This is a genomic window from Xaviernesmea oryzae, from assembly GCF_900109605.1.
GTDB lineage: Bacteria > Pseudomonadota > Alphaproteobacteria > Rhizobiales > Rhizobiaceae > Xaviernesmea > Xaviernesmea oryzae.
Map to the genome: position 1 here is coordinate 74,140 of NZ_FOAM01000019.1, position 24,692 is coordinate 98,831.

Genomic DNA, 24,692 nt, shown 5'->3' on the forward strand with positions numbered 1-24,692 from the left:
GTGAAACTCGCGACCTACAACATCAACGGCATTAACGGGCGGCTCGACATCCTCTTGCATTGGCTCGAGGAGGCTGCGCCTGATGTCGTCTGTCTGCAGGAACTCAAAGCCCCGAACGAGAAATTCCCGCATAGGGCCATCGAGAAAGCGGGCTATGGCGCGATCTGGCGCGGGCAGAAAAGCTGGAACGGCGTAGCGATCCTGTCGCGGGGTGTCGAGCCGATCGAAACGCGCTGCAGCCTGCCGGGCGATGCCGATGACGATCAAGGCCGGTACATCGAGGCGGCCGTCAACGGCGTGATCATTGGGTGCCTCTACCTTCCGAACGGCAATCCGGCGCCCGGTCCCAAATTCGATTACAAGCTCCGTTGGTGTGAGCGCCTGCAGACATATGCGCAAGACCTGCTCGATCTCGAGGTGCCGGTTGCGCTGATCGGCGATTTCAATGTCATGCCGACTGATCTTGATGTCTACAAGCCCGAACGGTGGCGTGACGATGCGCTGTTTCGGCCGGAGGTCCGCCGCGCCTATGCCGCCATATTGAAGCAAGGCTGGACCGACGCCCTTCGAACGCTCCATCCGGACGAGGCGATCTACACCTTCTGGCCGTACTGGCGAAAAGCGTTCGAACGGGATGCTGGCCTGCGGATCGACCATTTTCTTCTAAGCCCAGCTTTGGCTGTCGGCCTGAAGGCGGCAGGTGTCGATCGATGGGTTCGGGCTCTGCCGCAGACAAGCGACCATGCACCCTTGTGGATCGAGGTGGCGTGATTGAGTTCAAGAAGTCACTACCAGCCACGGCACGAGGCGATTGACGGAACAGCTTACACCAAATGTCCCGCCGCTTGGCATTGCGGCCTGCCCGAAGCCGCCTCAGCGCCGTAAGACAAAGCGAGCATTGCGCTCGAAATATTCCAAATGGAAAGCATTCATGACGCGGATCGCAATCATTGGGTCAGGGCCGACGGGCATCTACGCTCTGAAGGGCCTCATTCGTTCGAAGGCTCCTCTTGCCATCACGGTCTATGAGGAATCTCCGGACGCAGGCAAAGGCACACCATACCATCCCGCCGTCAACGATCGCGCCATGCTCGCTAACATCGCGAGCATTGAAATCCCGATCATCGTCGAAACGCTTGTCGGCTGGCTATCTGCAAGGTCATTTGACGAGTTGCAGGCGATGGGGATCGAGCATGGCGCAATCGGCGACCGGGAATTCTATCCTCGGGTGGTCCTTGGCGACTATTTGGCCGCACAGTTTTGGTCGCTTGTCGCCCTCGGAATGGCAGCCGGCCATTCGATCGATGTCTGTGCCAGTCACAAGGTCACAGACATCAGGCTCGGCGAGGACGACATCACTTTGGCCGTGCAAAGCGGCGACGGCTCCTCCAGCGATGTCGTCTTCGATCATGTCGTGATGGCGACAGGCCATGATTGGCCTGCCAACACCGAGACGTCTCCGGGCTATTTTGTCTCACCCTGGCCGGCGTCTGCGATCCGGCAGATCGGTCCGGTCTCCGTTGCCGTTCTCGGCACATCCCTGAGCGGCATCGATGCCGTTGTCTCCATAGCCGGAGCACATGGGATCTTTCTCCGCGACGAGGAGGGTATGCTCGGCTATCAAGCCGCAAAGAGCTCAGACGGCCTGAAGATGACAATGATGTCGCGGAAGGGGTTGCTCCCTGAGGCCGACTTTTACTGTCCCATCCCCTACGAGCCGCTGACACTCTGTACGCAGGACGCTATGGCGCGCGCCATTGCCGAAGGGCCAGCCGGGCTCCTGGACAAAATTTTCGAGTTGTTCCGGATAGAGCTTGCCGCAGCCGACCCTGACTATGCCGGGCATATCGGGCTGGCCTTTGCGACAGTGGAAGACTTCTCCGGCCGCTATTTCCGCGATCGCGAGGAGGCTCCGCCTTTTGCCTGGGCTGCTCGCAATTTGGCGGAAGCCAAGCTGAACAAGGCCGGCCGCATGACGGTGCAATGGCGCTATGCAATCCTCAGGATGCACGAGGTCATCGCAGCCGCGATCCCTCATCTCAACACTGAAGACCTCGATCGCTTCCACCGGCATTTCAAGACGGTGTTCGTGGACGATTATGCGACGGTCCCCCATGAATCCATCGAACGGCTTCTGGCGCTGCATCGGGCGAAAAGGCTTAAGGTGCTCGGGCTTGGAGAGGATTATGGCATCGAAAAGAATGATGCAGAACCGGGCGTGACCGTCAAACTTGGCGACCGCACGTTTCGGTTCGCCGCCTTTGTCGATGCGACCGGGCAGCATCCCCTGTCTGCGTCCGATCTTCCTTTTCCGAGCCTCCGTCAGCAAAAGGTCGTAAAGGAAGCCAAGACGCGCGCAGGAGAACTCGAGGGCAGTTTCAAGCGGACCGGTGGGGTCGACGTGGATGACGACTTCAGGCCGATCATCACCACGAATGCCTGCAGGAACCTGTATTGCGTCTCTGTACCATTCCTTTTGCACAAGCTCCCCTTTGTCCAGGGAATTACCAGCGCCCATCAACTCGGGATAAAGGTCGCAAAGGCTATTCTGGAGGCTGCGGGACCGAAAGAGCCAAATGCCGGGGCCGAGCTTCTTTCACTTCGGTGACGTCGCCAGCATGTTGAATGGATATCCGGCGTGCCGCTGTAACGCACGTATGATGCGAAGTTGCCTGCCATGCAGCGGTGTAGTGGCCCGCCGATCTTGGGCGTTTTCGAAATGCCCGAGCATGCTTTGCATCAGATCTCAGCTGATTGAGAAGCCACTCTGGCAATTAAGAACCTGATCGCGATTTCGACGCAGGAGGTCCAGGGCGGCGTGCAACTGGTCCAGGGTACTGGGGATGCCCTCAACGCGATCTCCCAGCATGTCGTGACCATCAACAAGCATATGGTCACGATCTCGACGTCTTAACAAGAACAGTCCACCGGCATTGCAGAGGTGAACGCTGCCGTCAATCAGATGGACCAGGTGACCCAACAGAACGCAGCAATGGTCGAGCAAGCCACGGCCACCAGCGCCACCCTGTCGAGTGAAGCAAACCGATTGTCGGAGCTCATCAGCCAATTCGACCTCGGACTTCAGCATGCCAATCGGCAGAAGGTCGCAGCCTGAAACTTGGCCCTCGGGGCACCCAAGTACATCAAACCTGTCCATCAACGGTCTTCTAGAGGCGCCAGGAGACCGCGGACGGCGCGAACCAGTTTCGGCAAGTTGGTCGGCTTGCCAAGATTGAGGACGTCCGAAAAGACCGCATGCCGCGCCAGCTCCGCAGGGTCGCTGGCGCTCGCAAGCACCAGTGGGACAACGAGCGACTTCAGCAAAACGCCGACGGGTGTTGCTTTCTCGCCATGGAGTGTCACATCCAGAACGGCGGCATCTGGACGCCGGGCGCGAATGAGATCAAGAGCGGACGTGACCGATGCAGCCGGCCCCTGAACCTCAAACCCGCCGTCAGATAAGGCCTTTTGCAGATCAAGGGCGAGAAACAGCTCGTCCTCGACAACGAGGACGAGTTTCTTGTCGGGTGGTGGCTGCGGAGCGTTCATGCGGGCTCGTTTCAAACTGCATCATAGCGGGAGGCGAAGCGTGACGACCAAACCATCCGGGCGATAGTCAAGTTCCACCGCTCCTCCCATGTGACGAGACGCACCTTCCAAGAGCTGCGTGCCATATCCCGTTTTCGATGGTGGTTGAACAGGTGGGCCACCGTGATCTGTCCAAGTCAGCACGATATGAGCGGGCTCCTGTGAGCCGTTCTCAACGCGCCAATGGACGGCAACATGACCCTCCTGGACTGACAGTGCGCCATACTTCAGCGAGTTGGTCGCGAGTTCGTGAAACATCATGCTGAGCGTCACCACCCTGCTACTGTCGATCGTGACAGCATCGCCATCGACCTTGACGCGGTCGACCTCTGTTTCGGAAACTGACTCGTGCAGGAGAAATGCCAGGTCGGTGGGTTCAGAGCTTGAAGCGATCTGCTGGGCGCGAAGCGTCGCCTCCAACTGCTCAAGAAATATGTCGCGGTAATCGCTTGCGGTCTGTCCTTCGACCTCTATGCGCATGGCAAGCGAGCGCACAACGGCAAAGAGGTTCTTCATCCGGTGACGCGTTTCCGAAATCAGAAAGTCCTTTTCGGCGTCAGCCCGCTTCCTCTCCGTCACATCATCAAAAAGCACGAGGATGCTGGTGCTGTTGTCGTCCGGATGCACCAGTTTCCGGGCATCGACCAGAAAGGTTTTCTGCCCAATCTCCGGAAAGTCGTGCTGCACTTCAAAGCCAATAATGGCAGCGGCTTTGGGAATGACGTCGCTCATCAGGCGGCGAAGGTCGCCTATGTCCCATTGTCCGTTGCCGACGTCGAAGAGACTATGCCCGACGACCTCATCCCGATCGACTCTGAAGGTTTTAATGAACGAGTTGTTGGCAGCCGAAACGATCATCGCTTGGTCGACAACAACGATGGGCTGTGTCATCGTGTCGACGATACCCTGAGCTTGCACGTGACCCGCTCTTAGGAGGCGATAAAGGTCTTCAAGCATCATATCTGGCTCGCCTTGAAATATGCTCTTGATGGTGACGGGCTTCAAACGGCTTTGCACTTGCGCTCGTGAAAATAGCGGACTTAAAACGCTTGCCAAGATTGCGCGACGGCCGTCCTCAGCTCCCGTCAGGTAGCAGAATTAGCCCATTATCCGGCAAAGGCCGCTGAAGCGCCTTGGCCTCGGCCCAGTTCGCCCGCATCCACACATCGACCTCTTCCGCCCTTGTGAGGATGACCGGCATGGCCTTCGGGTGGATCGGCTTGACCACCGCGTTTGGTTCGGTGGTCAGGAAGCCGAATAGCTGATGCTCTCCCTCGCGCGGGTTCTTCATGGATCCGCGCGTTCCTCGCCACTCGGTCCAGATGCCGGCGAAGAAGGCGAGGGGCTTGTCGTCGTTGATCGCGAACCAGCGCTTGCGCTTCTTAGGCTTGGTGTCCTCCCACTCGCAGAACGTCGTCCAAGGCACCACACAGCGGTTCTCCGGCCCGAGCCAGCGGCGCCAGTGTGGCGAGGTGACATTGCGAATGTTGGTGACGCCCGTGTCCGGCTTGTCGCCCAGGATCGAGGGCGGTGTCGGCATGCCCCAGGTCAGGCGGTCCCATGCCTCGCCCTCGGCCGTGCGGCGCAGAACAGGTGCCGGCCGGTCGGGATAGATGTCGATCAAGGGCTCAAGGTTGCCCAGCCGATCGAGCGCCTGGCGAAAGGCGCGCATGGCTTCTTGGTTGGTGCTGACATTGTAGAGATTGCACATCCGATCCTCCTGCCGCGGCCGTCCCTTGCGCATCGTCTCATGGGTATCAGCGTGAATCGAGAGCAGGATCTTGCGGTCGCGACGTTCATCGTAGGCCACCGCTTCCGGGCAGCGGCCCTTCGTCTGCACCAAGCCTGAGTTGAAGCTGACCGGCCGTTAAATTACGGAAATTTAGATTAAATATCTATTGTCTTGCGCAATACTAATCTACATTAAGAGTGCCTGATAAACTTAAGTAGCAGTTTGCGGTGAAGCTTGGCAGAGGAATCGGAGAGGTAATGTCGACTGATAGGTTCGCTCTTGAGAATGCCGCGCATCTGATCAAAGTCTCTAAATCATTGATTACGCTAGAACATGTCCACAAGTGCCCGTCTGACGAGGTGTCACAGTTGCTGTCGGTACTTGAAAAGGCATCAGCTCAAATCGAGTCGCTCCGTCAGCGCTTGGAGAGCGAGAGACGAAACTGACCCTTCTGCGCCTATCGGGTCACGAGATTGCCCAGCAAGCTATTGAACAACAGGTTGATTGGTCGTGTTTCGGGCGGCAAAGAAGCACGCTGTGGTGGGTTGAAGCCCCGGCCGACGAATGAGATAAGCTAAGCTTATTATATGTTCGTGAGTTGCGATATGACGTTGGATTTTGCCGCCAGGCCCGATATCGTCAAGCTTCTGAAGCTCCTCAGCCGTCCGAACGGGCCAATGATTGTCAGACTTTTAGATGGCAAGCACACCGTCAATGAAATATCTAAACGGGCGCAAATTACGCAAAGCTACACAAGCCAAATTCTGACAGAGCTTGCACTGCATGGTGTCTTGGATGTGAGAGAGAACGGAAACGTCCGCTATTATAAGTTGACAGGCGTTCACCGTCGCTGCGTTGAAGCGATCATCGCTATCATGGTGGAATATGCTCAGTCTCTTCGGGCATCTCCTGATGTGGATTAACCGCTCAGACCTTACGTCCTTCCCAGACCAGGCGCCTGACGGTATCCTTCATCCTCCTCGCTCAAGTGCTGGTCCAGCCATCGCAGGCGGTGTGCCGTTCCACCTGATAGAGTTTGATTGTTGTCATCTCTTCTCCTTCGGGCCTGGGTTGCTCATGCAACCTTGCCTATCTGGGAGAGCGTCACGGCGTCAAATGCACAGGATCGCGCATCACGACGCACGGCATCTCATCTCTTCAATGGCGCGCCTCGGTAGCCAGGGTTCTCGCCATGAAGGGTTGTCGTCGCGTCCTATGGTTGCTGCGAGACCCGCCCTTAGAAGTCCTGCCAACTTGCCGCAGCGGTGGAATGGCCCAAGCTTATCGAGCTTGCAACCTTGGTCAACATCCGTCTTGCCGGGGAGGCGACAGCACGATGCCTTGGCTTGGCCAGCTCTACCCTTTGCGAGCCGTCGGTATCGCCCGCGCCGGTTCTGAAGGCCGACATAATCTCCTTCAGACGTAAAACTTCCTTCGCGAGCGACGCGCTGGCCGCGGTCGACTCTTCGACCATTGCCGCATTCTGCTGTGTCACCTGGTCCATCTGATTGACGGCCGTATTGACCTCGGACAGCCCGGCGGCCTGCTCCTTCGCCGATGTCGAGATGGCGTCGAGCTGTTTGTTGATGGTCGCGACCTGCCGCTCGATCACTTCGAGTGCTTGGCCCGTTTCCTGAACCAGCCTGACCCCGGTACTGACCTCACCGGCGGAATTGTCGATCAGCGCCTTGATCTCCTTTGCAGCCTGGGCAGAACGCTGCGCCAATTCACGAACTTCCTGCGCAACGACCGCAAACCCCTTGCCGGCCTCGCCTGCGCGCGCGGCTTCGACGCCAGCGTTGAGCGCAAGGAGATTGGTCTGGAAGGCAATCTGATCGATGACGCCGATGATGCTCGAGATTTGATTGGACGAGGTCTCGATCCGCCGCATCGCCGCGACAGCATCCGAAACGACAACGCCACACTTCTTCGCAGACGCATTGGCTTCCAACGCGACATGCCGGGCTTCCTCCGTGCGTTTGGAGGAGTTGGCGACATTCGTGGTGATCTGGTCGAGGGCTGCCGCTGTTTCCTCGAGCGAAGCAGCCTGCTGTTCCGTGCGCTTCGACAGATCTTCCGCGCTTTGGCTGATTTCCCGCGCACCGCTGTCGATCGTCGATGTCGCGGTGGCAACAGATCGCAGGCTCTTCGACATCTGGTCAACAGCAGCGTTGAAGTCTTATCGCAATGCCTCGAAATCGCTGGCGAAGGGCTCGCTCTACCGGAATGTCAGATCGCCGTTCGACAAGTGCCTCAGACCTTCGGCAAGCCCTGAGGTCGCCTGAGAGATCTCCAGGGTTCGCTGGTGGTCCAGCTGCGCCACGCGCACCCGTTCAGCCTCGCTCATAGAGCGAGCAGACGCCGCCTCTTCTTCCAGACCACGCGCGCGCAAGCCATTGTCCTTGAACACCTGCACAGCCTTTGCCATCAGACCGATTTCGTCACGCCGCTCCGTGCCGCCGACAGGGATGGTAAGGTTGCCGTCGGCGAGCACGTTCATCGTGGCAGAGATCTGCTGAATAGGCCGCACCAACCAGGTGCGAACCGCCACGAACCCGCCGATCAGGACGGAGACCAGACCGACGAAAACGGCAACCAGAGTTGTGGTGATCGTGCTTGTTGCCTGGGCAGAGACATCATTATCGATCTTATCGGTCGCTTCGACGATCTGCGCGACCATTGCCGTGAGCCGGGGCGAAAGGGCAGCGAAGGCAGGCTGGCAGCTCTGCAAGAACATGTCCTGGGATGCCGTGACGGCCTTGGCCTCCGTCGCTGCCTGACCCGCAGCGATCGTCGGCGCGCATAGCTTGGAAATGATGTCGAGACCTTGGCCCTTGAGCTCAGAGATGTCCGAGCGCTGCGGCATGGCGGCAATCGCCTTGTCCATAAACTTGGAAAAGCTCTCTGTCGCCTCCTTCAGCTCGTTTTCCGCCCGTGCGTTCAGTTCATCGGAGCGTGACATTAAGAGGTCGCCGATGGCGGCACGCGCGCCCTGAAGGAAGCGGTTTGCGCGCGCAAGATTCAACGCGGCGGTGGTCTCATGATCCATGAGATCGCTGTACCGCCCGTCAATATTCGAGATCTGATGCGTTGAGTAGAGGGCAACGCCTAACGAAAACACGCCAAAGCAGGCCATGATCGTCAGAAATTTTCCAATGATGGATATGTGCTTTAATGTCGCCTCCGAACAACTTGCTGATCGTCGATCTCGGGCGAAATCACTTGCCGCTTCGGCAACTGTTGGCAGAGCCGGAGACGCAAGCCAGACGGCAATTCTGCGTATCGATCGACGCGTCGTTCAACGGTCAATTTGTCACGTTCAATTTTAGCAACCGTTAATATCACATCAAGAGAGCTACCAGCCGGTAGTGCGGTCTTTAGTAACGCTTCCACCTAGGCCCTGTTGACAAAGTGGATTCCCAAATCATCGGAAGCATGATTCAAGACTGCTTTTTGGGAGGCAGCTTTGGCTCGTGGCGACCTTACGGATATGGAGTGGCGGATCATTGAGGGTCTGTTACCCACCGAACGCGGTAGGAAATCCCGGCCCTCGCACGACAATCGACGATACCTGAACGGTATGCTGCATGTTCTTCGGGTTGGCTGCCCCTGGCGCGATATGCATGAGCGCTACGGAAAGTGGAACTCGGTCTATGTGCGCTTCCGCCGGTGGGCTGAACAAGGAGTTTGGGACGCTCTGCTTGAGACCCTCGTTGAACTGGGGCTGACGGATGACTGGCAGCACATGATCGACAGCACCACGGTTCGCGGCCATTCGCAGGCTGCGGGCGCTAAAGGGGGACTTATCAGGAGGCTTTTGGTCGATCACGCGGCGGCTTTACGACGAAAATCCACGCCCGAGCAGACGGTCAGGGACGCCCTCTTGGCTTCGTCCTGACGGGCGGAGAGGCTTCGCACTACAACGCCGTTCCGGACCTGCTGGCGATACCTGTCGGCAAGCCGAGACTGTTCCTCGCCGACAAAGGATATGACGGTGATTTCCTGCGCGAGGAACTCCTGATCCATGGGATCAGGCCAGTCATTCCGCCGAAGGCCAACCGGAAGAACCCGCCTGCCTGCGACTTCCGGGCATACAAGGATCGAAACCGCATTGAGCGGATGTTCAACCGCCTCAAGCAGTTCCGTCGCGTTGCGACCCGATACGACAAGACCCGAAAATCCTTCTCAGCATTCCTCGCCCTGGCTGCCGCAAAAATATGGCTGCCATACTTTGTCAACAGAACCTAACCCGACGGGGGGCCGCTTATCCAAAAGATTGACGAACAGTGCCTTAAAAGCGCCCTCAATCCCGCTCGCTAGTCTGATGGGATTATTGATCGGGCAAGAACACCGTTCGGACCGCCGCGCGTTGGGCCGACCTCCCTTTAGCAAAAGCAAGTCGCTGGCTACGGTCTGGCCCGATTGGAAGGCGCCAGACCGACCTTGCGACGCATCGACCGTGTGTCCTGCAGCTAGGCTCCAGCCAGTTCATGTCACAGGTAAAATATTTCTTGACCTAAACTATAGTTGAGGTCCTATGACCCTATCCGGGCCGCTCAGATGGGCACCCCTCCGCGCCTCAATGAGCCGCGAAAGCCAAACGACAACCCGGATCATCCCATGCACTCGTTCCGCTTCGTCCCGATCGTCCTTGTACCGCTGTCGCTTATCCTTGCCTCCTGCGACCGGGCGGATGGGGGCGCGCCGGCGGCCTATCCTGCGCCCACGGTTAAAGCCGTTGTGATTGCGGCGGCCGATGTCCCTGTTGAGCAGGACTATCCGGGCCGAATAGTGGCGACCAGACTGGCGGAAGTGCGTGCTCGCGTCACAGGCATCGTTCTCGCGCGCGAATTCACTGAAGGCGCAGATGTCAAAGCAGGGGACGTGCTTTTCCACATCGATCCGGCGAGGTTTCAGGCAGCCGCGGACGCTGCGCGAGCGCAGCTTGCTAGGGCGGAGGCTGCCTTGGATCTGGCCAAGCAGCAAGAGGTCCGGGCTGGTGATCTTCTGAAGAAAAAGGTGGCGAGCAAGGATCAATATGACACCGCCCTAGCAAGCCGCAGACAGGCGGAGGCCGAAGTCGGCGTCGCGCGCGCCAATCTCCAGACGGCGGATCTCGATCTGAGCTATGCGACCGTACGCGCGCCAATCGCAGGACGGATCGATGCCGCGTTGGTCACAGAAGGCGCCTTTGTCCGTCAGGAGGATGGCACTCAGATGGCCATCGTGCGCGAACTCAGTTCCGTCTATGTCGACTTTACCGCGCCGCTTGAAGATGTGTTGGACATCCAGCGCGTTGCGGATGTCGAGCCGTCTGGAAAAGCCGGACGCAACATGGCGGTCCAGCTGATCGGCAGGGACGGCGAGGTTTATGATCAGCCCGGTCATCTCTTGTTCTCCGCCGCCGTCGTCAACGAAACCACCGGGCAGGTCTCGTTGCGGGCCGAATTCGCAAATCCGCAGGGCCGGCTTTTGCCCGGCGCTTATGTCCGCGTGAAACTGCGGCAGAAGACGGTTCAGCAAGCACTGCTTGTTCCCCAGCGTGCCGTGCAGTGGGACACGCTCGGGCAGGCCCATGTGATGATCGTCAAGGATGGGAAAGCAGTAGTGCAGCCCATCGTAACAAACCTTGCAATCGAGAATCGCTGGCTGGTGACGAACGGATTGAAGCCGGGCGATCAGGTCATCGTCGATGGTGCCGAGAAAACCATGCCCGGTGGTCCGGTGACGGCCGAGCTAATCAAGGATGAGAGCGGCCCGGACGCGGCGCTCGAAACTGGCTGCGCCGCATCATGCGCGAAGCAGGCCAAGCTGTAGGAGGCATCACGATGCCGCAATATTTCATTGTTCGTCCGGTTTTTGCCTGTGTCATCGCTTTGGCCATTGCGCTTGCCGGGGCTATCGCCATCCCTTTCCTTCCAATCTCGCAATATCCAAATGTTGCTCCACCAACGATTGCGATTACGACAAGCTATCCCGGCGCCACCCCCGAAAACCTCTATGACAGCGTCACCAAGCTCATCGAACAGGAGATGAACGGTGCCACCGGCATGCTCTATTACGACTCCGTGAGCGATGCACATGGAAGCGTGACGATCAATGTCACATTCCAGTCGGGAACCGATCCCCAGACAGCTACGGTCGACGTCCAGAACCGCATCAGCCGTGTCGAGGCGCGCTTGCCGGCCTCCGTTCGCCAGCAGGGAATCCGGGTCGAGGAGACCAGCAGCGCCTTCTTGCTGTTCGTCGGTCTCGTTTCGACCGATGGCAGGCTCAATGCGATCGACCTCGGCGAATTTGCCACGCGCAATGTCATCGATGATCTCAGGCGGTTGCCGGGGGTTGGCAAGGCGCAACTTTTTGCCACCGAACGCGCCATGCGCGTGTGGATCGACACGAAGAAGCTGGTCGGTTTGAACCTGACGGCCCAGGATGTGACCAATGCGATTGCGACGCAAAACGCGCAGGTTTCCTCTGGCAGCATCGGCGCGCAACCGACCATGCGTGGTCAAGAGATCACTGCAACGGTTTCAGCGTCCGGCCAGCTTTCCAGCGCCAAGGAGTTTGCCGAGATCGTGTTGCGCGCCAACCCCGACGGCTCAGTCGTCCGATTGTCCGATGTCGCGCGCGTGGAGTTTGGCGGTCAGGATTATTCGATATCCTCGAGCATCAACGGTCGGGAGGCAGCAATGCTCGGCGTTCAGCTGAACGCTACGGGCAATGCGCTGGTCACGGCGCAGGCTGTCAAAACCCGCATGGCCGAGCTTGCCAGGAATTTTCCTGCCGGTATCGCCTACGAAATACCGTACGACACCACGCCCTTTGTTTCGATTTCCATCGAGAAGGTCATTCATACGCTTATCGAGGCCGTGGCGCTCGTTTTCGTCATTATGTTTCTGTTTCTGCAGAACCTGCGCTACACCTTGATCCCGACCCTGGTCGTTCCGGTCGCGCTCTTGGGCACATGTGCTGCACTGCTGCTTTTTGGCTTTTCGATCAACGTGCTGACCATGTTTGCCATGGTTCTGGCGATCGGCATTCTTGTCGATGACGCCATCGTTGTCGTCGAGAATGTCGAGCGCATCATGCACGAGGAGGGGTTGCCGCCAAGACAGGCGACGGCCAAGGCGATGAAACAGATCACGGGGGCTGTGGTCGGCATCACGGTCGTTCTCATTGCGGTGTTCGTGCCCATGGCGTTTTTTCCAGGCGCCGTCGGCATTATCTACAAGCAGTTTTCGCTGACGATTGTCATGTCGATGGTGTTCTCGGCGCTGATGGCGCTCACCCTGACGCCCGCGCTCTGCGCGACGATCCTCAAGCCGATCCCTGCGGGCCATTCTCAGTGCAAGATCTGGTTCTTCCGCGTGTTCGACAGGGTCATAGCGCGGACAATCAGCGGGTATGGCTGGATTATCGGTGCAACGACCCGGCGTAGCTTGCGTATGATGGCGCTCTACGCGGCGATCGTCATCGCGCTTGGCTATGTTTACATTCGACTGCCGACAGGATTTCTCCCTCTCGAAGATCAGGGCTATGCCATTGCGACGACGCAGCTTCCCGCCGGCGCGACGGCCGAGCGAACTTCAAATGTTCTTAAAAAGGTCGATGGCTTCTTCCTTGGGCGATCAGGCATCGAGAAGATCGTCACGATTCTTGGTTTCGGCTTCAATGGCAATGGGCAGAATGCCGGGATCAGCTTCGCGACATTCAAAGACTGGTCCGACCGGGGGCCGTCGGACTCATCGGATGCCATCGTCGGTTCAGCGCTCGGCACGCTTGCCGGGATGCCAGAAGCCTCGATCTTCGCGCTCACGCCGCCGCCGATCGCGGCACTTGGAAACGCCAGCGGCTTCAGCTTCCGCCTGCAGGACCGGGCAAACAAGGGGAACGCCGCACTCGTGCAAGCAGCCAACATGCTGCTCGGCAAGGCTTGGCAAAGCCCGATCCTACAATATCCCTATATCGAAGGTCTGCCGCCATCGCCGCAGATCATGCTGGATATCGACAGGCGTAAAGCCAATGCCTATGGCGTGAGCTTCGACGAGATCAATGCCGTGCTGTCCACGTCCATCGGCTCGACCTATGTGGCCGACTATCCCAATGCCGGACGGATGCAGCGCGTGATCGTGCAGGCCGATGCGCCCGAGCGGATGAACGCGCAGAGCCTTCTGGCCTTGAACGCCCGCAACGGCACAGGCGAGATGGTCCCGCTGTCGGCCTTTACCACGGCGCGTTGGGCCTTGGGCCCCACCCAGGTGGTCGGCTATAACGGGTTGCAGGCCGTCAAGATCAGTGGCAGCGCGGCGCCCGGCCATACAAGTGGCCAAGCCATGGCGGAAATGGAGCGGCTGGCAAAGGAATTGCCGCCGGGCTTCGGCTTTGAATGGACCGGACAATCCTATCAGGAAAAAGCCTCCGGCAATGCGGCGCCGTTCCTGCTCGGGCTCTCCATGGTATTCGTGTTTCTCTGCTTGGCAGCGCTTTACGAGAGCTGGTCGATCCCGATCGCCGTGATGCTCGTGGTTCCCTTGGGTGCGATCGGCGCGGTGGTCGCGGTCACATTCCGCGGTATTCCGAACGATATCTATTTCACCGTCGGGCTCATCACCATCATCGGCCTTTCGGCGAAGAATGCCATTCTGATCATCGAGTTCGCACGCGACTTGCGTGCCGAGGGCAAGCCTCTTCTGGAGGCGACGGTCGAAGCCGCCAAGCTCCGCTTCCGCCCGATCCTGATGACCTCCCTGGCCTTCATTCTGGGCGTGGTGCCGCTGGCCTTTGCGACCGGGGCGAGCTCGGCGAGCCAACGTGCCATTGGAACCGGCGTTCTCGGCGGCATGGTTTCCGCCACGGTTCTGGCCGTCCTTCTGGTCCCCACCTTCTTCGTGGTGGTGACGAAGGTGTTCGCGCGCAAAGAGGAAGCCAAGCCACATGAACCGCAGACCGTGCCGATGGAGAAGCCGGCACAGGCAGCTTGACGCGCAGGCGTCACTCTCCGGGGGAAAGAAGGACCGCGCCTGTCGCGGTCCTGCCCAATTCGTCGCGCGGGTTGCGCAAGGGGCAGTCCCTCAGCGACAGGCAGCCGCAGCCGATACAGCCGGCCATCTCGTCGCGCAGTTGCGTCAAGGCCGTGATGCGCTCGTCCAGCCGCGCCTTCCAGTTCGAGGACAAGACCTGCCAGTCCTCGGCCGTGGGGGTTCGCTCCGCAGGCAAGGCCGAGAGGGCCTCCCGGATCTCGGCAAGCGAAATGCCCGCGCGCTGGGCGATGCGGATGATGGCGACACGCCGCAACAGATTGCGCGGATAGCGCCTCTGGTTGCCGTTGTTGCGGCGCGGGGTGATGAGGCCCTTGGCCTCGTAAAAATGCAGCGTGGAAACGGCCACGCCCGCGCGCTTGGCCAGCTCTCCTACGGACAGTTCGTTTTCCAGTCGCTCCGCCATGAAATGCCCTTGACCTCAACTATGCCTGAGGTTTTATAGATCATGTCACCTTGTTCCGGCAAGGCTCAACGCCCGTCTTTGAACAGTGACAGAGGAAATCTCGATGTCCTTCGAGCTACCAGACCTTCCCTATGCCCATGATGCTCTCGCGCCCTTCGGCATGTCGGAGGAGACGCTGAAGTTTCACCACGACCTGCACCACAAGGCCTATGTCGACAATGGCAACAAGGCCATTGCCGGAACGCAGTGGGAGAAGAGCAGCCTCGAAGAGATTGTCGTCGGCACCTATGAACGCGGTGCCGTTGCCCAATCCGCGATCTTCAACAATGCGTCGCAGCACTGGAATCATAGCCTGTTTTGGCAGATCCTCGCGCCGGGAGGCACCAAGATCCCGCCCGCGCTCGAAAAGGCATTGACCGGCGCCTTCGGCTCGGTCGAGAGTTTCAAGCAGGCGTTCAGCGCGGCAGGCGCGGCGCAGTTCGGGTCCGGCTGGGCTTGGCTCGTGGTCGATACGGATGGCGCGCTGCGGATCACCAAGACCGAAAATGGCGTCAACCCGCTTTGCTTCGGGCAGAAGGCCCTGCTCGGCTGCGATGTCTGGGAGCACAGCTACTATATCGATTTCCGCAACAAGCGCCCCGCCTATCTCGAAAACTTGCTCGAAAAGCTGGTGAACTGGGAAGCGGTCGCCGAAAGACTCTAAACGGCATTTCTTGCCGGCCGCCAAGCGCCGTTAAGCAAGGTCCATCCCTTCGACTGCGATTGGCTGCGAGCAGCCGGTTTTAACCCGGCTGCTCCTCTTGCCGACCATGGAGCAAGCAATGACCTATGTGGTCACAGAAAACTGCATTGCCTGCAAATATATGGACTGCGTCGAGGTCTGTCCGGTCGAGTGCTTTTACGAAGGCGAGAACATGCTCGTCATTCACCCCGACCAATGTATCGATTGCGGTATCTGCGAGCCGGAATGCCCAGCAGCGGCCATCCACTCGGACACGGAGGCCGGGCTTCATGCCTGGCTCGACCTTAATCGCCACTATGCGCAGATCTGGCCGCGGATTCACGAGAAGCGCCCGCCGCCCGCCGATGCAGACATCATGAATGGCGCGGCAGCAAAGATGGCGATTTTTTCCGAGAAGCCGGGAGCGGGCGGTTAACCCGATTTAACATACATAGTAAGTTCGCGGCTCGCTCACGACATCGTGCGCAGGATGTGGAGGCGACCGCACAAGCAGCAAGAATGCGGCTGAGAGCGGCGGTGCAAAAGTCGGCCAAGACAGCGGCATCATCCCCTGTGAGGGGGCTCCGAAGATTGATCCGGCATGGACACAGAGGCGCGCTCCACCAATTCCGTCTCCAGGACCGTACGGGTAGGAGGACCGACATCGCCCTTCATTCGCCGAACAAGCAACCGGGCTGCCGTTTCGCCCAGCTGATAAACCGGCTGGCGGATGACGGTGACCGGAGGCGTCGTCACCGAGGTCCAGTCTGCATCGTGGAAAGAGACCAGTGAAAGGTCGTCGGGGATGCGGATTGCGAATTCCCGGCATAGCTTGAAGACCTCCAGCGCGATAACGCTGTCAGAGGCGATGATGGCTGTTGGTCGCAACGGCGCTTCGATCATGGCCATGATGATGGCGCGCGTGCGCTCTGGCGTGACGGCGCCGACATGGATGTTGTGCTCCACGTCTGTCATGCCCGCCTCCTGGCAGGTGCTGAAAAAGCCCTCGATGCGTCGGCGAACGGAACCGGTGTGAATGTCTGCCGGCGTGCGGAAGTGATGGTCAGGCGTATCGCAGGCAGTCAGATAGGCGATGTGACGGTGGCCCCGCGCGATCAGCTTGCGGGTTATGCTTTCTGCCGCATGCCGATCATTGGCGACGACCGTGTCGACACCAAGTGTCTCGCTGCCGCGGTCGAGCAGCACCAGCGGACGACCGGAGCGGGCGGCATCGCGCAGATGATCGGTCTCGCTCTCCTTCGCCGGCGAGACGATCAGCCCGTCGACACGCTTGGCCAGAAGGGTGCGTAGCGCTGCCTCTTCATTCCTCGCGTCCTCGCTGGAATTGACGAGCACGACCGTGAAGCCCGCCTGCCGGGCGACGTCCGTTATCCCGCGCACGGCAAGGCTAAAGAACGGATTTTCGATATCCCCGACGATCACGCCAATCGTCCCGGAGCGGCCCGTCGTCATGGAGCGGGCGAGCTCATTCGGCCGATAGTCTAAAGCTTCGGCTGCAGCCATGACGGCCACGCGCACTTTCTCGCTGACGGTTCCATAGCCTCCCAGGACGCGCGCGGCGGTCGCTTTAGAAACACCGGCTTCTCGGGCGACGTCAGCCACGGTCGAAGCACTGTTTGGAGGGGCGTTCTTATCCATTGCTGCTAGCCTTACAAGAGATGTTGACGAGTGGCAAATGCGGCGATAACGTCCATAAAACGCTATTGAGACCGGTCTCTTTCTAAATGATACCGGTCTCAACGGGAAGATCATTATCCACTAGTGAGGCACTCGGTCGGACGCGCGGAGCATTCCCACGTCCGGGAGGACCCGTGCGCGCTCTCACGACATGCCTAAACAAGACCACCAGAGGAGACGACAGATATGCACGTTGAACAGGCTCTCGATATTTCCCTTTTCCGAGCGTTGGCTGGGATACGCTTCACCGTCGCTGCGCTTGCCATCAGCCTGGCGTCAGGTTTGGCAACGCCGGCGCTTTCACAGAACAATCCACTTGGACTGATCGATCCCGGCACCATCAGCGTCGGCACCATGGGTGATTCCAAGCCCTATGCCTTCACCACGGCCGACGGCACCTTCACCGGCTTCGACATCGAGCTCTTCCTGAACGTGGCCGAGCGGATGGGCTTCAAAAAAGATCAGGTGATTTTTACGGGCCAGGATTTTGCAGCCCTGATGCCCTCGGTTGCCAACAGCCGCTTCGACGTGGCCGTTGCTGCCATTGGCACCACAGACAAGCGAAAGCAGACAGTCGATTTCAGCGATGGCTATCTTGCCGGTTTTCTGACGGTGCTCACGCCAGAGGCTGATATCAAGGACGCCGCCACCCTCAAGGGCAAGCGGCTCGGCGTCGTGCAGGGAACATTGCAGGAAATCTATGCCGAAAAGAACTTCACGGGCGCCGATCTCGTGAAGTTCCCGGACAACAACTCCGCCGTTTCCGCACTCAATAATGGCACGGTCGACGCGCATTTCCTCGATTATGAGGCGGCCAAGGATTACGCGGCCCGCTATCCCGCGCTGAAAGTCGCGGTCAACATTCCAAGCTTCGATGCGCCTGCAGGCTTTGTGATCCGCAAGGGGAGCGATGCGCTGCGCGAGGCGCTGAACAAGGAGCTCAAGGCCGCCATGCAGGATGGCACCTGGAAGAGCCTGCATGAAAAATGGTTCCCCGGCACCCCAATGCCCGAAGCCTACCTGCCCAAGCCCTGATGCCGCCCGCCGGTCTTGCTGAACGGCGGGGCCGGCCTTTTCTCCAAGGACGACCTGATGACTTGGCTTGAAAACCTGCGCCGAAGCTTCCTCGACTGGAATGCGATGGCCGAAGTTCTGCCGACCATGATCACCGTCGGGCTGAAGAACACGCTGATACTGGCTGCAGCCTCGACCGTCCTCGGCGTGGTGATCGGCATGCTGCTTGCGATCATGGGCATCTCGCGTTCGGCTTGGCTGCGCATTCCCTCGCGCCTCTACACCGACATTTTCCGCGGCTTGCCGGCGATCGTCACCATTCTTTTGATCGGGCAAGGCTTTGCGCGCCTTGGCCGCGAATTGTTCGGCCCGTCGCCTTATCCTCTGGGCATCCTGGCCCTCAGCCTCATCGCTGGCGCCTATATCGGCGAGATCTTTCGCTCCGGCATCCAGAGCGTCGAGCGCGGGCAGATGGAAGCCTGCCGGGCGCTGTCGATGAGTTACGGCCAGGGCATGCGGCTCATTGTCGTACCGCAAGGGGTGCGGCGCGTACTGCCGGCACTGGTCAACCAGTTCATCGGCAATGTGAAGGACTCGAGCCTCGTCTATTTCCTCGGTCTTCTGGCGTCAGAACGCGAGATCTTTCGGGTCGGTCAGGACCAGGCGGTGGTGACCGGTAATCTCTCGCCGCTGCTTCTTGCCGGCATCTTCTATCTCGTTGTCACGGTTCCACTGACGCATGTCGTCAATGCGATCGATAGCCGTCTTCGGATCGGCAAGCAGCGTCCATCCGTCGTGACCAGCGGGCCGGAAGAGGTCAGCGAACTGGACGGTGCCAAGCGCGTGTCAGCCTCAAGTTTCAAGGGCGGCAGCCTGGAGGTGCGCAATCTTGGCATGGCTTATGGCACGCTGGAGGTGCTGAAGGGCGTCGATCTTTCCGTCAAACCCGGCAGCGTTACCTGTGTCATCGGGCCCTCCGGGTCCGGCAAGTCGACCCTGCTGCGCTGCCTGAACCGGCTGGTAGAGCCGAAGAGCGGCGATGTGCTGCTCGATGGAGACAGCATCCTCTTCATGAAGCCTGAGCGCCTGCGCCGACGCGTCGGCATGGTGTTTCAGCACTTCAATCTCTTCCCCGATCATACAGCGCTCGAAAACGTAGCGCTGTCGCTCAGAAAAATCAAAGGCCTTCCGACAGCTGAGGCTGAACGTCTTGCCATGGCGCGGCTTGCCGATGCCGGTCTTGCCAGCCGCGCTCATCATCGGCCGGGTGGTCTTTCCGGCGGCCAGCAGCAGCGCGTCGCAATCGCCCGCGCCCTTGCCATGGAGCCTGAGGTCATTCTCTTCGACGAGGTGACAAGCGCGCTGGATCCGGAGCTGGTCAAGGGTGTGCTGAACCTGATGGCCGATCTCGGCCAGCGCGGCATGACGATGGTCGTCGTGACCCATGAGATGGGGTTCGCGCGCCGCGTGGCCGATCAGGTGGTGTTCATGGACGAGGGCCGTGTGGTCGAGGCTGGGCCGCCGGATACCATTTTCGACAATCCGCAAAGCCCGCGCCTGAAGCGCTTCCTGGCGGAAGTGCTGTGATGGGCGTCGCGTGGAGATAGAGATGATACAAACACTTCGAGGGGGCGTGCTCGGCTGTGCCGGTATTGCCGAAAAGGCTGTGGTTCCCGCAATTCAGTCGAGCCGGCTCGGTCATGTCGCGGCCATTGCCTCGCGTGACGAAGACAAGGCCAAGTACATGGCGGCGCGCTTCGGAATCGAGAAGGCATACGGCAGCTATGCAGCGCTGCTGGCCGATCCCGAAATCGACGCGATCTACAATCCTCTGCCCAATCATCTGCATGTTCCGATGACGATCCGGGCACTGGAGCAGGGCAAGCCGGTTCTATGCGAAAAGCCGATTGCGCTGACGGCGGATGAGGCCGAGCGGCTGGCCGCAGCGCAGCAGGCTTCTGGCCTACACGTTGCCGAGGCCTTCATGGTGCGCCATCACCCGCAGTGGAAGACAGCGCATGCCTTGATCGCTAAGGGGCGGCTGGGCGAGGTGCAGGCGATCCAGACGATCTTCTCGTACTATCTCGATGACCCTGCAAATGTACGCAACCAGGCCGACATTGGCGGCGGGGGCCTTTATGATGTCGGCTGCTATGCCATCAACACGGCTCGCTTTCTTTTCGATGCCGAGCCGATCAAGGCCATTGCATTGATGGAGCAGGACGAACGCTTCGGCACCGATCGGCTGACGAGCGGCATGCTCGCCTTTCCGCAAGGGCGGCAGCTTGTCTTCGCGTGCTCGACCCAGCTTGCGCTGACCCAGAAGGTGACTGTGTTCGGCACGCGCGCACGGCTGGACATTCCTGTCCCCTTCAACGCTCCGGCTGATGCGACAACCTCTCTCTTTCTGGATGATGGCCGGGATCTTGCTGGTGGCGGGCGCGTGGAGATTAGAATTGAAGCTGTTGACCAATACCGCGAACAGGCTGACGCCTTTGCCGAGGTGGTTCTTTCAGGACGTCAGGCGTCTCCGGGTTTAAGCGACGCAATCGCCAATATGAGGGCCATCGATGCGCTGTTCCGCTCTGCCGTCAGCGGCCGGTTCGAAGCGGTATGACGCCGCGATTCATCCTGACAATCATCGATTGAAAGACATCCAGCATGACCGATTCCAGAGTTTCTTCAGCTGCCGTCATCGGCGCCGGTATTTTCGGCGTTTCCACTGCGCTTCACCTGGCGCGCCGGGGCGTTCAGGTTACTATCTTCAACGATGGCCCGCCGGCCAATGGCGCTTCCGGGCGTTCGCTGTCTTGGTTGAATTCCGCGCGCATGCGTTCGGACCCTTACCATCGGCTACGCATGGCCGGCATCGACCGCTACCGGACCCTGTTCGCCCGCCATGTTGACACCGATTGGCTGCGCTTCGATGGCGGTCTGACGTGGGATGGTGATGATGACAAAAACGAAATCGACGCCGCCTTCCGCCACGAGATCGTGCTCGGCTATGATGCAGTGCGCGTTTCGGGCGCTGAGGTCGCCCAGGTGACGCCAGGCGTGGCCCCCGAGGCGATTACGCCGCAAGGCGCGATCTTCAATGCAGGGGAGGGGTGGGTTGATCTGCCCAAGCTGATCGCTCATCTGCTTCAGGCTTTCTCTGCCCTTGGTGGACGGCTTGTGACGGATCAGGGCGCGGCAAAGGTTGCGACCGAAAACGGTAAGGCAGTCGGGGTCGAGACCGCTAAGGGCGGCCGCTTTGACGCCGATGCCGTGGTGTTGGCAACTGGCCCTGCGGTGCCGAAGATGGTGGCGGAGGCCGGACAGGTCATCACAGACGGGACGCCGATCGCGCTTCTGGTGCAGACCAAGCCGCATGCCCACCCACTGCGCTCCGTGCTCAACACGCCGCGCGTGGCGATCCGCCCGGGGCCGGGCGGCACCTTCTCACTGGATGCCGATTGGGCGGCAGAGGAGGCTGTGACGCAGCGCTCTGATGGCGGCTATGACATCAACAAGGTGGTCGTCGAGGGCTTGCTGGCCGAGGCCGCAAAGGTGATGGAAGGTCATCCTACCTTGGAAGTCGCCTCAATCGGCGTCGGTGGAAAGCCGATCCCCGGTGACGGCGAGCCGGTCATCGGCGCGATCAAGGCCATTCCCGGCTACTATGTCGCCTTCAGCCATAGCGGCGCGACACTGGGACTCATCGTTGGCGAGCTGCTCGCTTATGAAGTCGCAACTGGCGAGACCCACCCCATGCTTGCCACCTTCCGGCCGGAGCGCTTTTCCTCGAACTAGGTCATAGAAGATAGCCAGCCCGCAACCCTGCCGTCTGCTAGCCGGCGGGGTCCGGCGTCCGAGCCTGATCTGCAGAGCGTTCCTCTGCAGGCTGTCGCTGCCCTTCGCAGACAAGCGACTATGCGCCTGTTTGGATCGAGGTGGCGTGATTGAGTTCACAAGCCTCAACCAGCGAAAGTGCGAGATCAATCGGGGCTTGGCCTCTTTCCGTCAGTCTGTGCAATTCGCGACGGTGCGCGTCCTCGCCGCGCCATGAGGTTTTCGTCATTGCACGAGGGCTTTCTGCTGCTATCGCCAAATGCCGCGCATCCTGGCCGCAACATCGATCCTCACCTGACGCGCGCTGCGCTCGCCGGCCGCAGAAGAGACGATCGGCCAGCTCACCGTCTCGAAGAACTGCAGCAGCGTTGCCGGGATGAACCGTGTCCGCGCGGCATAGACATGTCGATCGCCCTGGGCGCTCTGGCCATGGGTGAAAAACCGCTGCGGGGTGATCAGGGCAAGGCTGTCCCGCGCCCTCGTCATTCCGACATAGAGAAGACGCCGCTCTTCTTCCAGTTCGGCCGTCGTTCCGGCGCCGAGGTCGGAGGGGATGCAGCCATCGACGACGTTGAGCATGAAGACCGAGCGCCACTCCTGGCCCTTGGCGGAATGGATCGTGGAGAGAATGAGGTAATCTTCATCCAAAAGCGGCACACCCGCCTGATCGCTGGTCGCATCCGGCGGGTCCAGCGTCAGCTCCGTTAGAAAGCGTTCACGGCTTTGATAGCCGCCAGCGATCTGCTCGAGCTGCAAGAGATCGGCCTTGCGCGTATCGGCATCCTCATGGATCCGATCGAGATGCGGCTCGTACCAGAGCCGCGCCAGCCCGATCTCGCCCGGCCAGCCGCTACCGCCTTTGCGAAGGGTGGAAAGCACGCTCACGAAGGCGTGCCAGTCCTCGCCCGTCTTCGGCGGTGGCGGAATCTCCGCCAGAGATTGCAAGGGTTCGGGATCGGCGGCAATCGTATCGAGGATCTTCGCCGCCGTTCGAGGCCCGATGCCGGGAAGCATCTGCAGAAGCCGGAAGCCGGCGACACGATCGCGCGGGTTCTGCGCGAAACGGATCGTTGCCAGCAGATCCTTGATATGCGCGCTGTCGAGGAATTTCAGGCCGCCGAATTTCACGAAGGGGATGTTGCGCCGGGTCAGCTCAACCTCAAGCGCACCGCTATGGCTCGACGTGCGGAACAACACGGCCTGCTGTTTCAGGGTCATGCCCACCTCACGGTTGGCCAGGATCCGTTCAACGATATAGCTGGCCTGATCCGCCTCGTCCCTCACGCTGACGAGCAGGGGGCGCTGCTCCGACTGCCGATCGGTCCAGAGGTTCTTGGTGAACCGCTCACGCGCGAGATCGATGACGCCATTGGCGGCAGCAAGGATCGGCTGTGTCGAGCGATAGTTCCGGTCGAGCGTGATCACGTCGGCTGGCTTCGGCGAGAAGGCATTCGGAAAATCGAGGATGTTGCGGATGGTCGCGGCGCGGAAGGAATAGATCGACTGGGCATCGTCGCCAACGACGGTCAAGCCCCGGCCGCCCGGCTTCAGTGCCAGGAGGATCGAGGCCTGCAGGCTGTTGGTATCCTGATATTCATCCACCAGGATATGATCGAAACGGCAGCCGATATCGTCCGCAAGCTCCGGCTCCGCGACCATCTGCGCCCAATAGAGAAGCAGGTCGTCATAATCGAGCACGCCCTGCGTCTGTTTGGCCTCGACATAAGCCGCGAACAGCTGCTTTAGCTGCTCCTCCCAACCGACCACCCACGGATAGAAAGCTTTGAGAACCTCAGCGATCGACGACTGCGCATTGACAACCCGTGAGTAGATCGCAAGGCACGTGCCCTTGGTTGGGAATCGGCTTTCGGTTTTGGAGAAACCCAGCTCATGCCGCACCAGGTTCATCAGATCGGCACTGTCTTCCCGATCATGGATGGTGAAGTCGATGCCGAGGCCGATCTGCTCGGCATAGATGCGCAGCAGCCGCGCCCCGATACCGTGAAACGTTCCCGACCAGCCAAGCGCATCCGTCATGATGGCGGCATTGTCGCCGAGCACCTGCCGGCAGATGCGCTCGACCCGTCGTCCCATTTCCGAGGCCGCCCGGCGCGAGAATGTCATGAGAAGGATGCGGCGCGGATCGGCACCGTTGACGATGAGATGTGCGACGCGATGGGCAAGCGTGTTGGTCTTGCCCGAACCGGCACCGGCGATGATCAGCAGCGGACCACCGACACCGCCATCGGCCATGCCGATACCATGCTCGACCGCCTCGCGTTGCCGCTCGTTCAGCTTTTCCAGATACGCCGCCATCCGTCCTCAAGCATGCTCCGCGAATTTTAATTTAGGCCGGCGTTGCCTGGACGCTCGATGGCGCTATGGGCGTTTGTGGCTCTATGTTCGATCGCTGTCATGAGAACAATCGGAACAAATAAAGAACATATCAGCTTGCGGTCGACATGGAAAGCCCTGCCTGAAGCCGGCATTAAATGTTCGGATTCGTCGCACGCCTAAGGCGCATTGGAACGAGAGGGTGTTTGCCGTGTCATGAACCGGCCACCATTCTCTTCTGCCGTAGGAGAGACCATGTTATGCTCAGAGAACGCCCAGCATCGCGGGCCATACGAGACAGGCCAAGTGTTTGGTCGCTTTCGTTACGCG

19 protein-coding genes and 1 pseudogene are annotated in these 24,692 nt (G+C 59.8%); 13 read left to right on the forward strand and 7 right to left on the reverse strand.

From position 1 onward, the window contains the following. From xth to BMX61_RS25465, 3 genes are all read left to right on the forward strand, one after another. Nucleotides 1-771 (forward strand): exodeoxyribonuclease III, encoded by a 771-nt coding sequence (gene xth, locus BMX61_RS20225; RefSeq protein ID WP_075627966.1) that lies wholly within the window; start codon nt 1-3, stop codon nt 769-771. 160 nt (nt 772-931) lie between these two features. Further along, nucleotides 932-2,608: an FAD/NAD(P)-binding protein gene (locus BMX61_RS20230; RefSeq protein WP_075627967.1), complete on the forward strand. Its 1,677-nt coding sequence runs from the start codon at nt 932-934 to the stop codon at nt 2,606-2,608. Between the two features lie 333 nt (nt 2,609-2,941). Next, nucleotides 2,942-3,115: a hypothetical protein gene (locus BMX61_RS25465; protein WP_170854989.1), complete on the forward strand. Its 174-nt coding sequence runs from the start codon at nt 2,942-2,944 to the stop codon at nt 3,113-3,115. Nucleotides 3,116-3,156: 41 nt separating this feature from the next. Here the strand turns inward: BMX61_RS25465 and BMX61_RS20240 are convergent, their stop codons facing one another. The 3 genes from BMX61_RS20240 to BMX61_RS20250 form a co-directional block, all read right to left on the reverse strand. Further along, complete coding sequence (locus BMX61_RS20240; protein WP_075627968.1) at nt 3,157-3,549, reverse strand: response regulator; 393 nt, start codon at nt 3,547-3,549, stop codon at nt 3,157-3,159. Nucleotides 3,550-3,570: 21 nt separating this feature from the next. Then, nucleotides 3,571-4,548 (reverse strand): sensor histidine kinase, encoded by a 978-nt coding sequence (locus BMX61_RS20245; RefSeq protein WP_075627969.1) that lies wholly within the window; start codon nt 4,546-4,548, stop codon nt 3,571-3,573. Between the two features lie 115 nt (nt 4,549-4,663). After that, the gene (locus BMX61_RS20250; protein WP_075627977.1) at nt 4,664-5,299 is read right to left on the reverse strand and encodes an SOS response-associated peptidase; all 636 of its coding nucleotides are present in this window, start codon (nt 5,297-5,299) and stop codon (nt 4,664-4,666) included. Between the two features lie 626 nt (nt 5,300-5,925). Between BMX61_RS20250 and BMX61_RS20260 the strand changes: the two genes are divergently transcribed. Next, nucleotides 5,926-6,243, forward strand: coding sequence for a winged helix-turn-helix transcriptional regulator (locus BMX61_RS20260; RefSeq protein WP_139198971.1), 318 nt, complete (start codon nt 5,926-5,928; stop codon nt 6,241-6,243). 314 nt (nt 6,244-6,557) lie between these two features. Here the strand turns inward: BMX61_RS20260 and BMX61_RS20265 are convergent. Continuing rightward, a pseudogene (locus BMX61_RS20265) lies at nt 6,558-8,486 on the reverse strand (methyl-accepting chemotaxis protein). 300 nt (nt 8,487-8,786) lie between these two features. On the opposite strand from BMX61_RS20265, the gene BMX61_RS20270 reads away from it, so the two are divergent. The 3 genes from BMX61_RS20270 to BMX61_RS20280 all read left to right on the forward strand — a co-directional run bounded on the left by BMX61_RS20270 (nt 8,787) and on the right by BMX61_RS20280 (nt 14,301). Then, a protein-coding gene (locus BMX61_RS20270) for an IS5 family transposase (RefSeq protein WP_234794764.1) occupies nt 8,787-9,568 on the forward strand; the annotation gives its coding sequence in 2 pieces (ribosomal slippage) (nt 8,787-9,117 and nt 9,117-9,568; 783 coding nt in all). Between the two features lie 372 nt (nt 9,569-9,940). Next, entirely contained in the window at nt 9,941-11,137 is a 1,197-nt protein-coding gene (locus tag BMX61_RS20275) for an efflux RND transporter periplasmic adaptor subunit (protein ID WP_075628806.1), read from the forward strand. A gap of 11 nt (nt 11,138-11,148) precedes the next feature. Further along, entirely contained in the window at nt 11,149-14,301 is a 3,153-nt protein-coding gene (locus BMX61_RS20280; protein WP_075628807.1) for an efflux RND transporter permease subunit, read from the forward strand. A gap of 10 nt (nt 14,302-14,311) precedes the next feature. Here the strand turns inward: BMX61_RS20280 and soxR are convergent, their stop codons facing one another. Continuing rightward, nucleotides 14,312-14,764, reverse strand: a complete 453-nt coding sequence (gene soxR / locus BMX61_RS20285) for a redox-sensitive transcriptional activator SoxR (RefSeq protein ID WP_075628808.1) — start codon at nt 14,762-14,764, stop codon at nt 14,312-14,314. A gap of 103 nt (nt 14,765-14,867) precedes the next feature. On the opposite strand from soxR, the gene BMX61_RS20290 reads away from it, so the two are divergent. Both BMX61_RS20290 and fdxA read left to right on the forward strand, forming a co-directional pair. Beyond that, nucleotides 14,868-15,467 carry a superoxide dismutase gene (locus BMX61_RS20290; protein WP_075628809.1) on the forward strand — a complete coding sequence of 200 codons (600 nt, stop codon included), beginning with the start codon at nt 14,868-14,870 and terminating at the stop codon, nt 15,465-15,467. Nucleotides 15,468-15,585: 118 nt separating this feature from the next. Next, nucleotides 15,586-15,921 (forward strand): ferredoxin FdxA, encoded by a 336-nt coding sequence (gene fdxA, locus BMX61_RS20295; RefSeq protein ID WP_075628810.1) that lies wholly within the window; start codon nt 15,586-15,588, stop codon nt 15,919-15,921. A 128-nt stretch (nt 15,922-16,049) separates the two neighbouring features. On the opposite strand, the gene BMX61_RS20300 is transcribed toward fdxA, so the two are convergent. Continuing rightward, nucleotides 16,050-17,144, reverse strand: a complete 1,095-nt coding sequence (locus BMX61_RS20300) for a LacI family DNA-binding transcriptional regulator (protein WP_075628811.1) — start codon at nt 17,142-17,144, stop codon at nt 16,050-16,052. 225 nt (nt 17,145-17,369) lie between these two features. On the opposite strand from BMX61_RS20300, the gene BMX61_RS20305 reads away from it, so the two are divergent. Genes BMX61_RS20305 through BMX61_RS20320 form a run of 4 tightly spaced genes read left to right on the forward strand, consistent with a single transcriptional unit; the run spans nt 17,370 to nt 21,989 of the window. Next, on the forward strand, nt 17,370-18,218 hold the full coding sequence (locus BMX61_RS20305; protein WP_075628812.1) for an ABC transporter substrate-binding protein: 849 nt from the start codon (nt 17,370-17,372) through the stop codon (nt 18,216-18,218). Between the two features lie 57 nt (nt 18,219-18,275). Continuing rightward, nucleotides 18,276-19,784 (forward strand): amino acid ABC transporter permease/ATP-binding protein, encoded by a 1,509-nt coding sequence (locus tag BMX61_RS25410; RefSeq protein WP_075628826.1) that lies wholly within the window; start codon nt 18,276-18,278, stop codon nt 19,782-19,784. Between the two features lie 22 nt (nt 19,785-19,806). Next, nucleotides 19,807-20,814, forward strand: a complete 1,008-nt coding sequence (locus BMX61_RS20315) for a Gfo/Idh/MocA family protein (RefSeq protein ID WP_075628813.1) — start codon at nt 19,807-19,809, stop codon at nt 20,812-20,814. Between the two features lie 44 nt (nt 20,815-20,858). Further along, entirely contained in the window at nt 20,859-21,989 is a 1,131-nt protein-coding gene (locus tag BMX61_RS20320; protein ID WP_075628814.1) for an NAD(P)/FAD-dependent oxidoreductase, read from the forward strand. Nucleotides 21,990-22,277: 288 nt separating this feature from the next. Here BMX61_RS20320 and BMX61_RS20325 read toward each other — a convergent pair whose 3' ends face one another. Next, nucleotides 22,278-24,344: an ATP-dependent helicase gene (locus BMX61_RS20325; RefSeq protein ID WP_075628815.1), complete on the reverse strand. Its 2,067-nt coding sequence runs from the start codon at nt 24,342-24,344 to the stop codon at nt 22,278-22,280. Nucleotides 24,345-24,692: the final 348 nt, after the last annotated feature.

Bases quoted from the DNA above. Each gene is read 5' to 3' on its own strand.
- BMX61_RS20240 (WP_075627968.1), bottom strand. From the start codon at position 3,549: ATGAACGCTCCGCAGCCACCACCCGACAAGAAACTCGTCCTCGTTGTC.
- BMX61_RS20245 (WP_075627969.1), bottom strand. From the start codon at position 4,548: ATGATGCTTGAAGACCTTTATCGCCTCCTAAGAGCGGGTCACGTGCAA.
- BMX61_RS25410 (WP_075628826.1), top strand. From the start codon at position 18,276: ATGACTTGGCTTGAAAACCTGCGCCGAAGCTTCCTCGACTGGAATGCG.
- fdxA (WP_075628810.1), top strand. From the start codon at position 15,586: ATGACCTATGTGGTCACAGAAAACTGCATTGCCTGCAAATATATGGAC.
- BMX61_RS20275 (WP_075628806.1), top strand. From the start codon at position 9,941: ATGCACTCGTTCCGCTTCGTCCCGATCGTCCTTGTACCGCTGTCGCTT.
- BMX61_RS20300 (WP_075628811.1), bottom strand. From the start codon at position 17,144: ATGGATAAGAACGCCCCTCCAAACAGTGCTTCGACCGTGGCTGACGTC.
- BMX61_RS20250 (WP_075627977.1), bottom strand. From the start codon at position 5,299: ATGTGCAATCTCTACAATGTCAGCACCAACCAAGAAGCCATGCGCGCC.
- soxR (WP_075628808.1), bottom strand. From the start codon at position 14,764: ATGGCGGAGCGACTGGAAAACGAACTGTCCGTAGGAGAGCTGGCCAAG.
- BMX61_RS20320 (WP_075628814.1), top strand. From the start codon at position 20,859: ATGACCGATTCCAGAGTTTCTTCAGCTGCCGTCATCGGCGCCGGTATT.
- BMX61_RS20315 (WP_075628813.1), top strand. From the start codon at position 19,807: ATGATACAAACACTTCGAGGGGGCGTGCTCGGCTGTGCCGGTATTGCC.
- BMX61_RS20260 (WP_139198971.1), top strand. From the start codon at position 5,926: ATGACGTTGGATTTTGCCGCCAGGCCCGATATCGTCAAGCTTCTGAAG.
- BMX61_RS20290 (WP_075628809.1), top strand. From the start codon at position 14,868: ATGTCCTTCGAGCTACCAGACCTTCCCTATGCCCATGATGCTCTCGCG.
- BMX61_RS20305 (WP_075628812.1), top strand. From the start codon at position 17,370: ATGCACGTTGAACAGGCTCTCGATATTTCCCTTTTCCGAGCGTTGGCT.
- BMX61_RS20280 (WP_075628807.1), top strand. From the start codon at position 11,149: ATGCCGCAATATTTCATTGTTCGTCCGGTTTTTGCCTGTGTCATCGCT.
- BMX61_RS20325 (WP_075628815.1), bottom strand. From the start codon at position 24,344: ATGGCGGCGTATCTGGAAAAGCTGAACGAGCGGCAACGCGAGGCGGTC.
- BMX61_RS20230 (WP_075627967.1), top strand. From the start codon at position 932: ATGACGCGGATCGCAATCATTGGGTCAGGGCCGACGGGCATCTACGCT.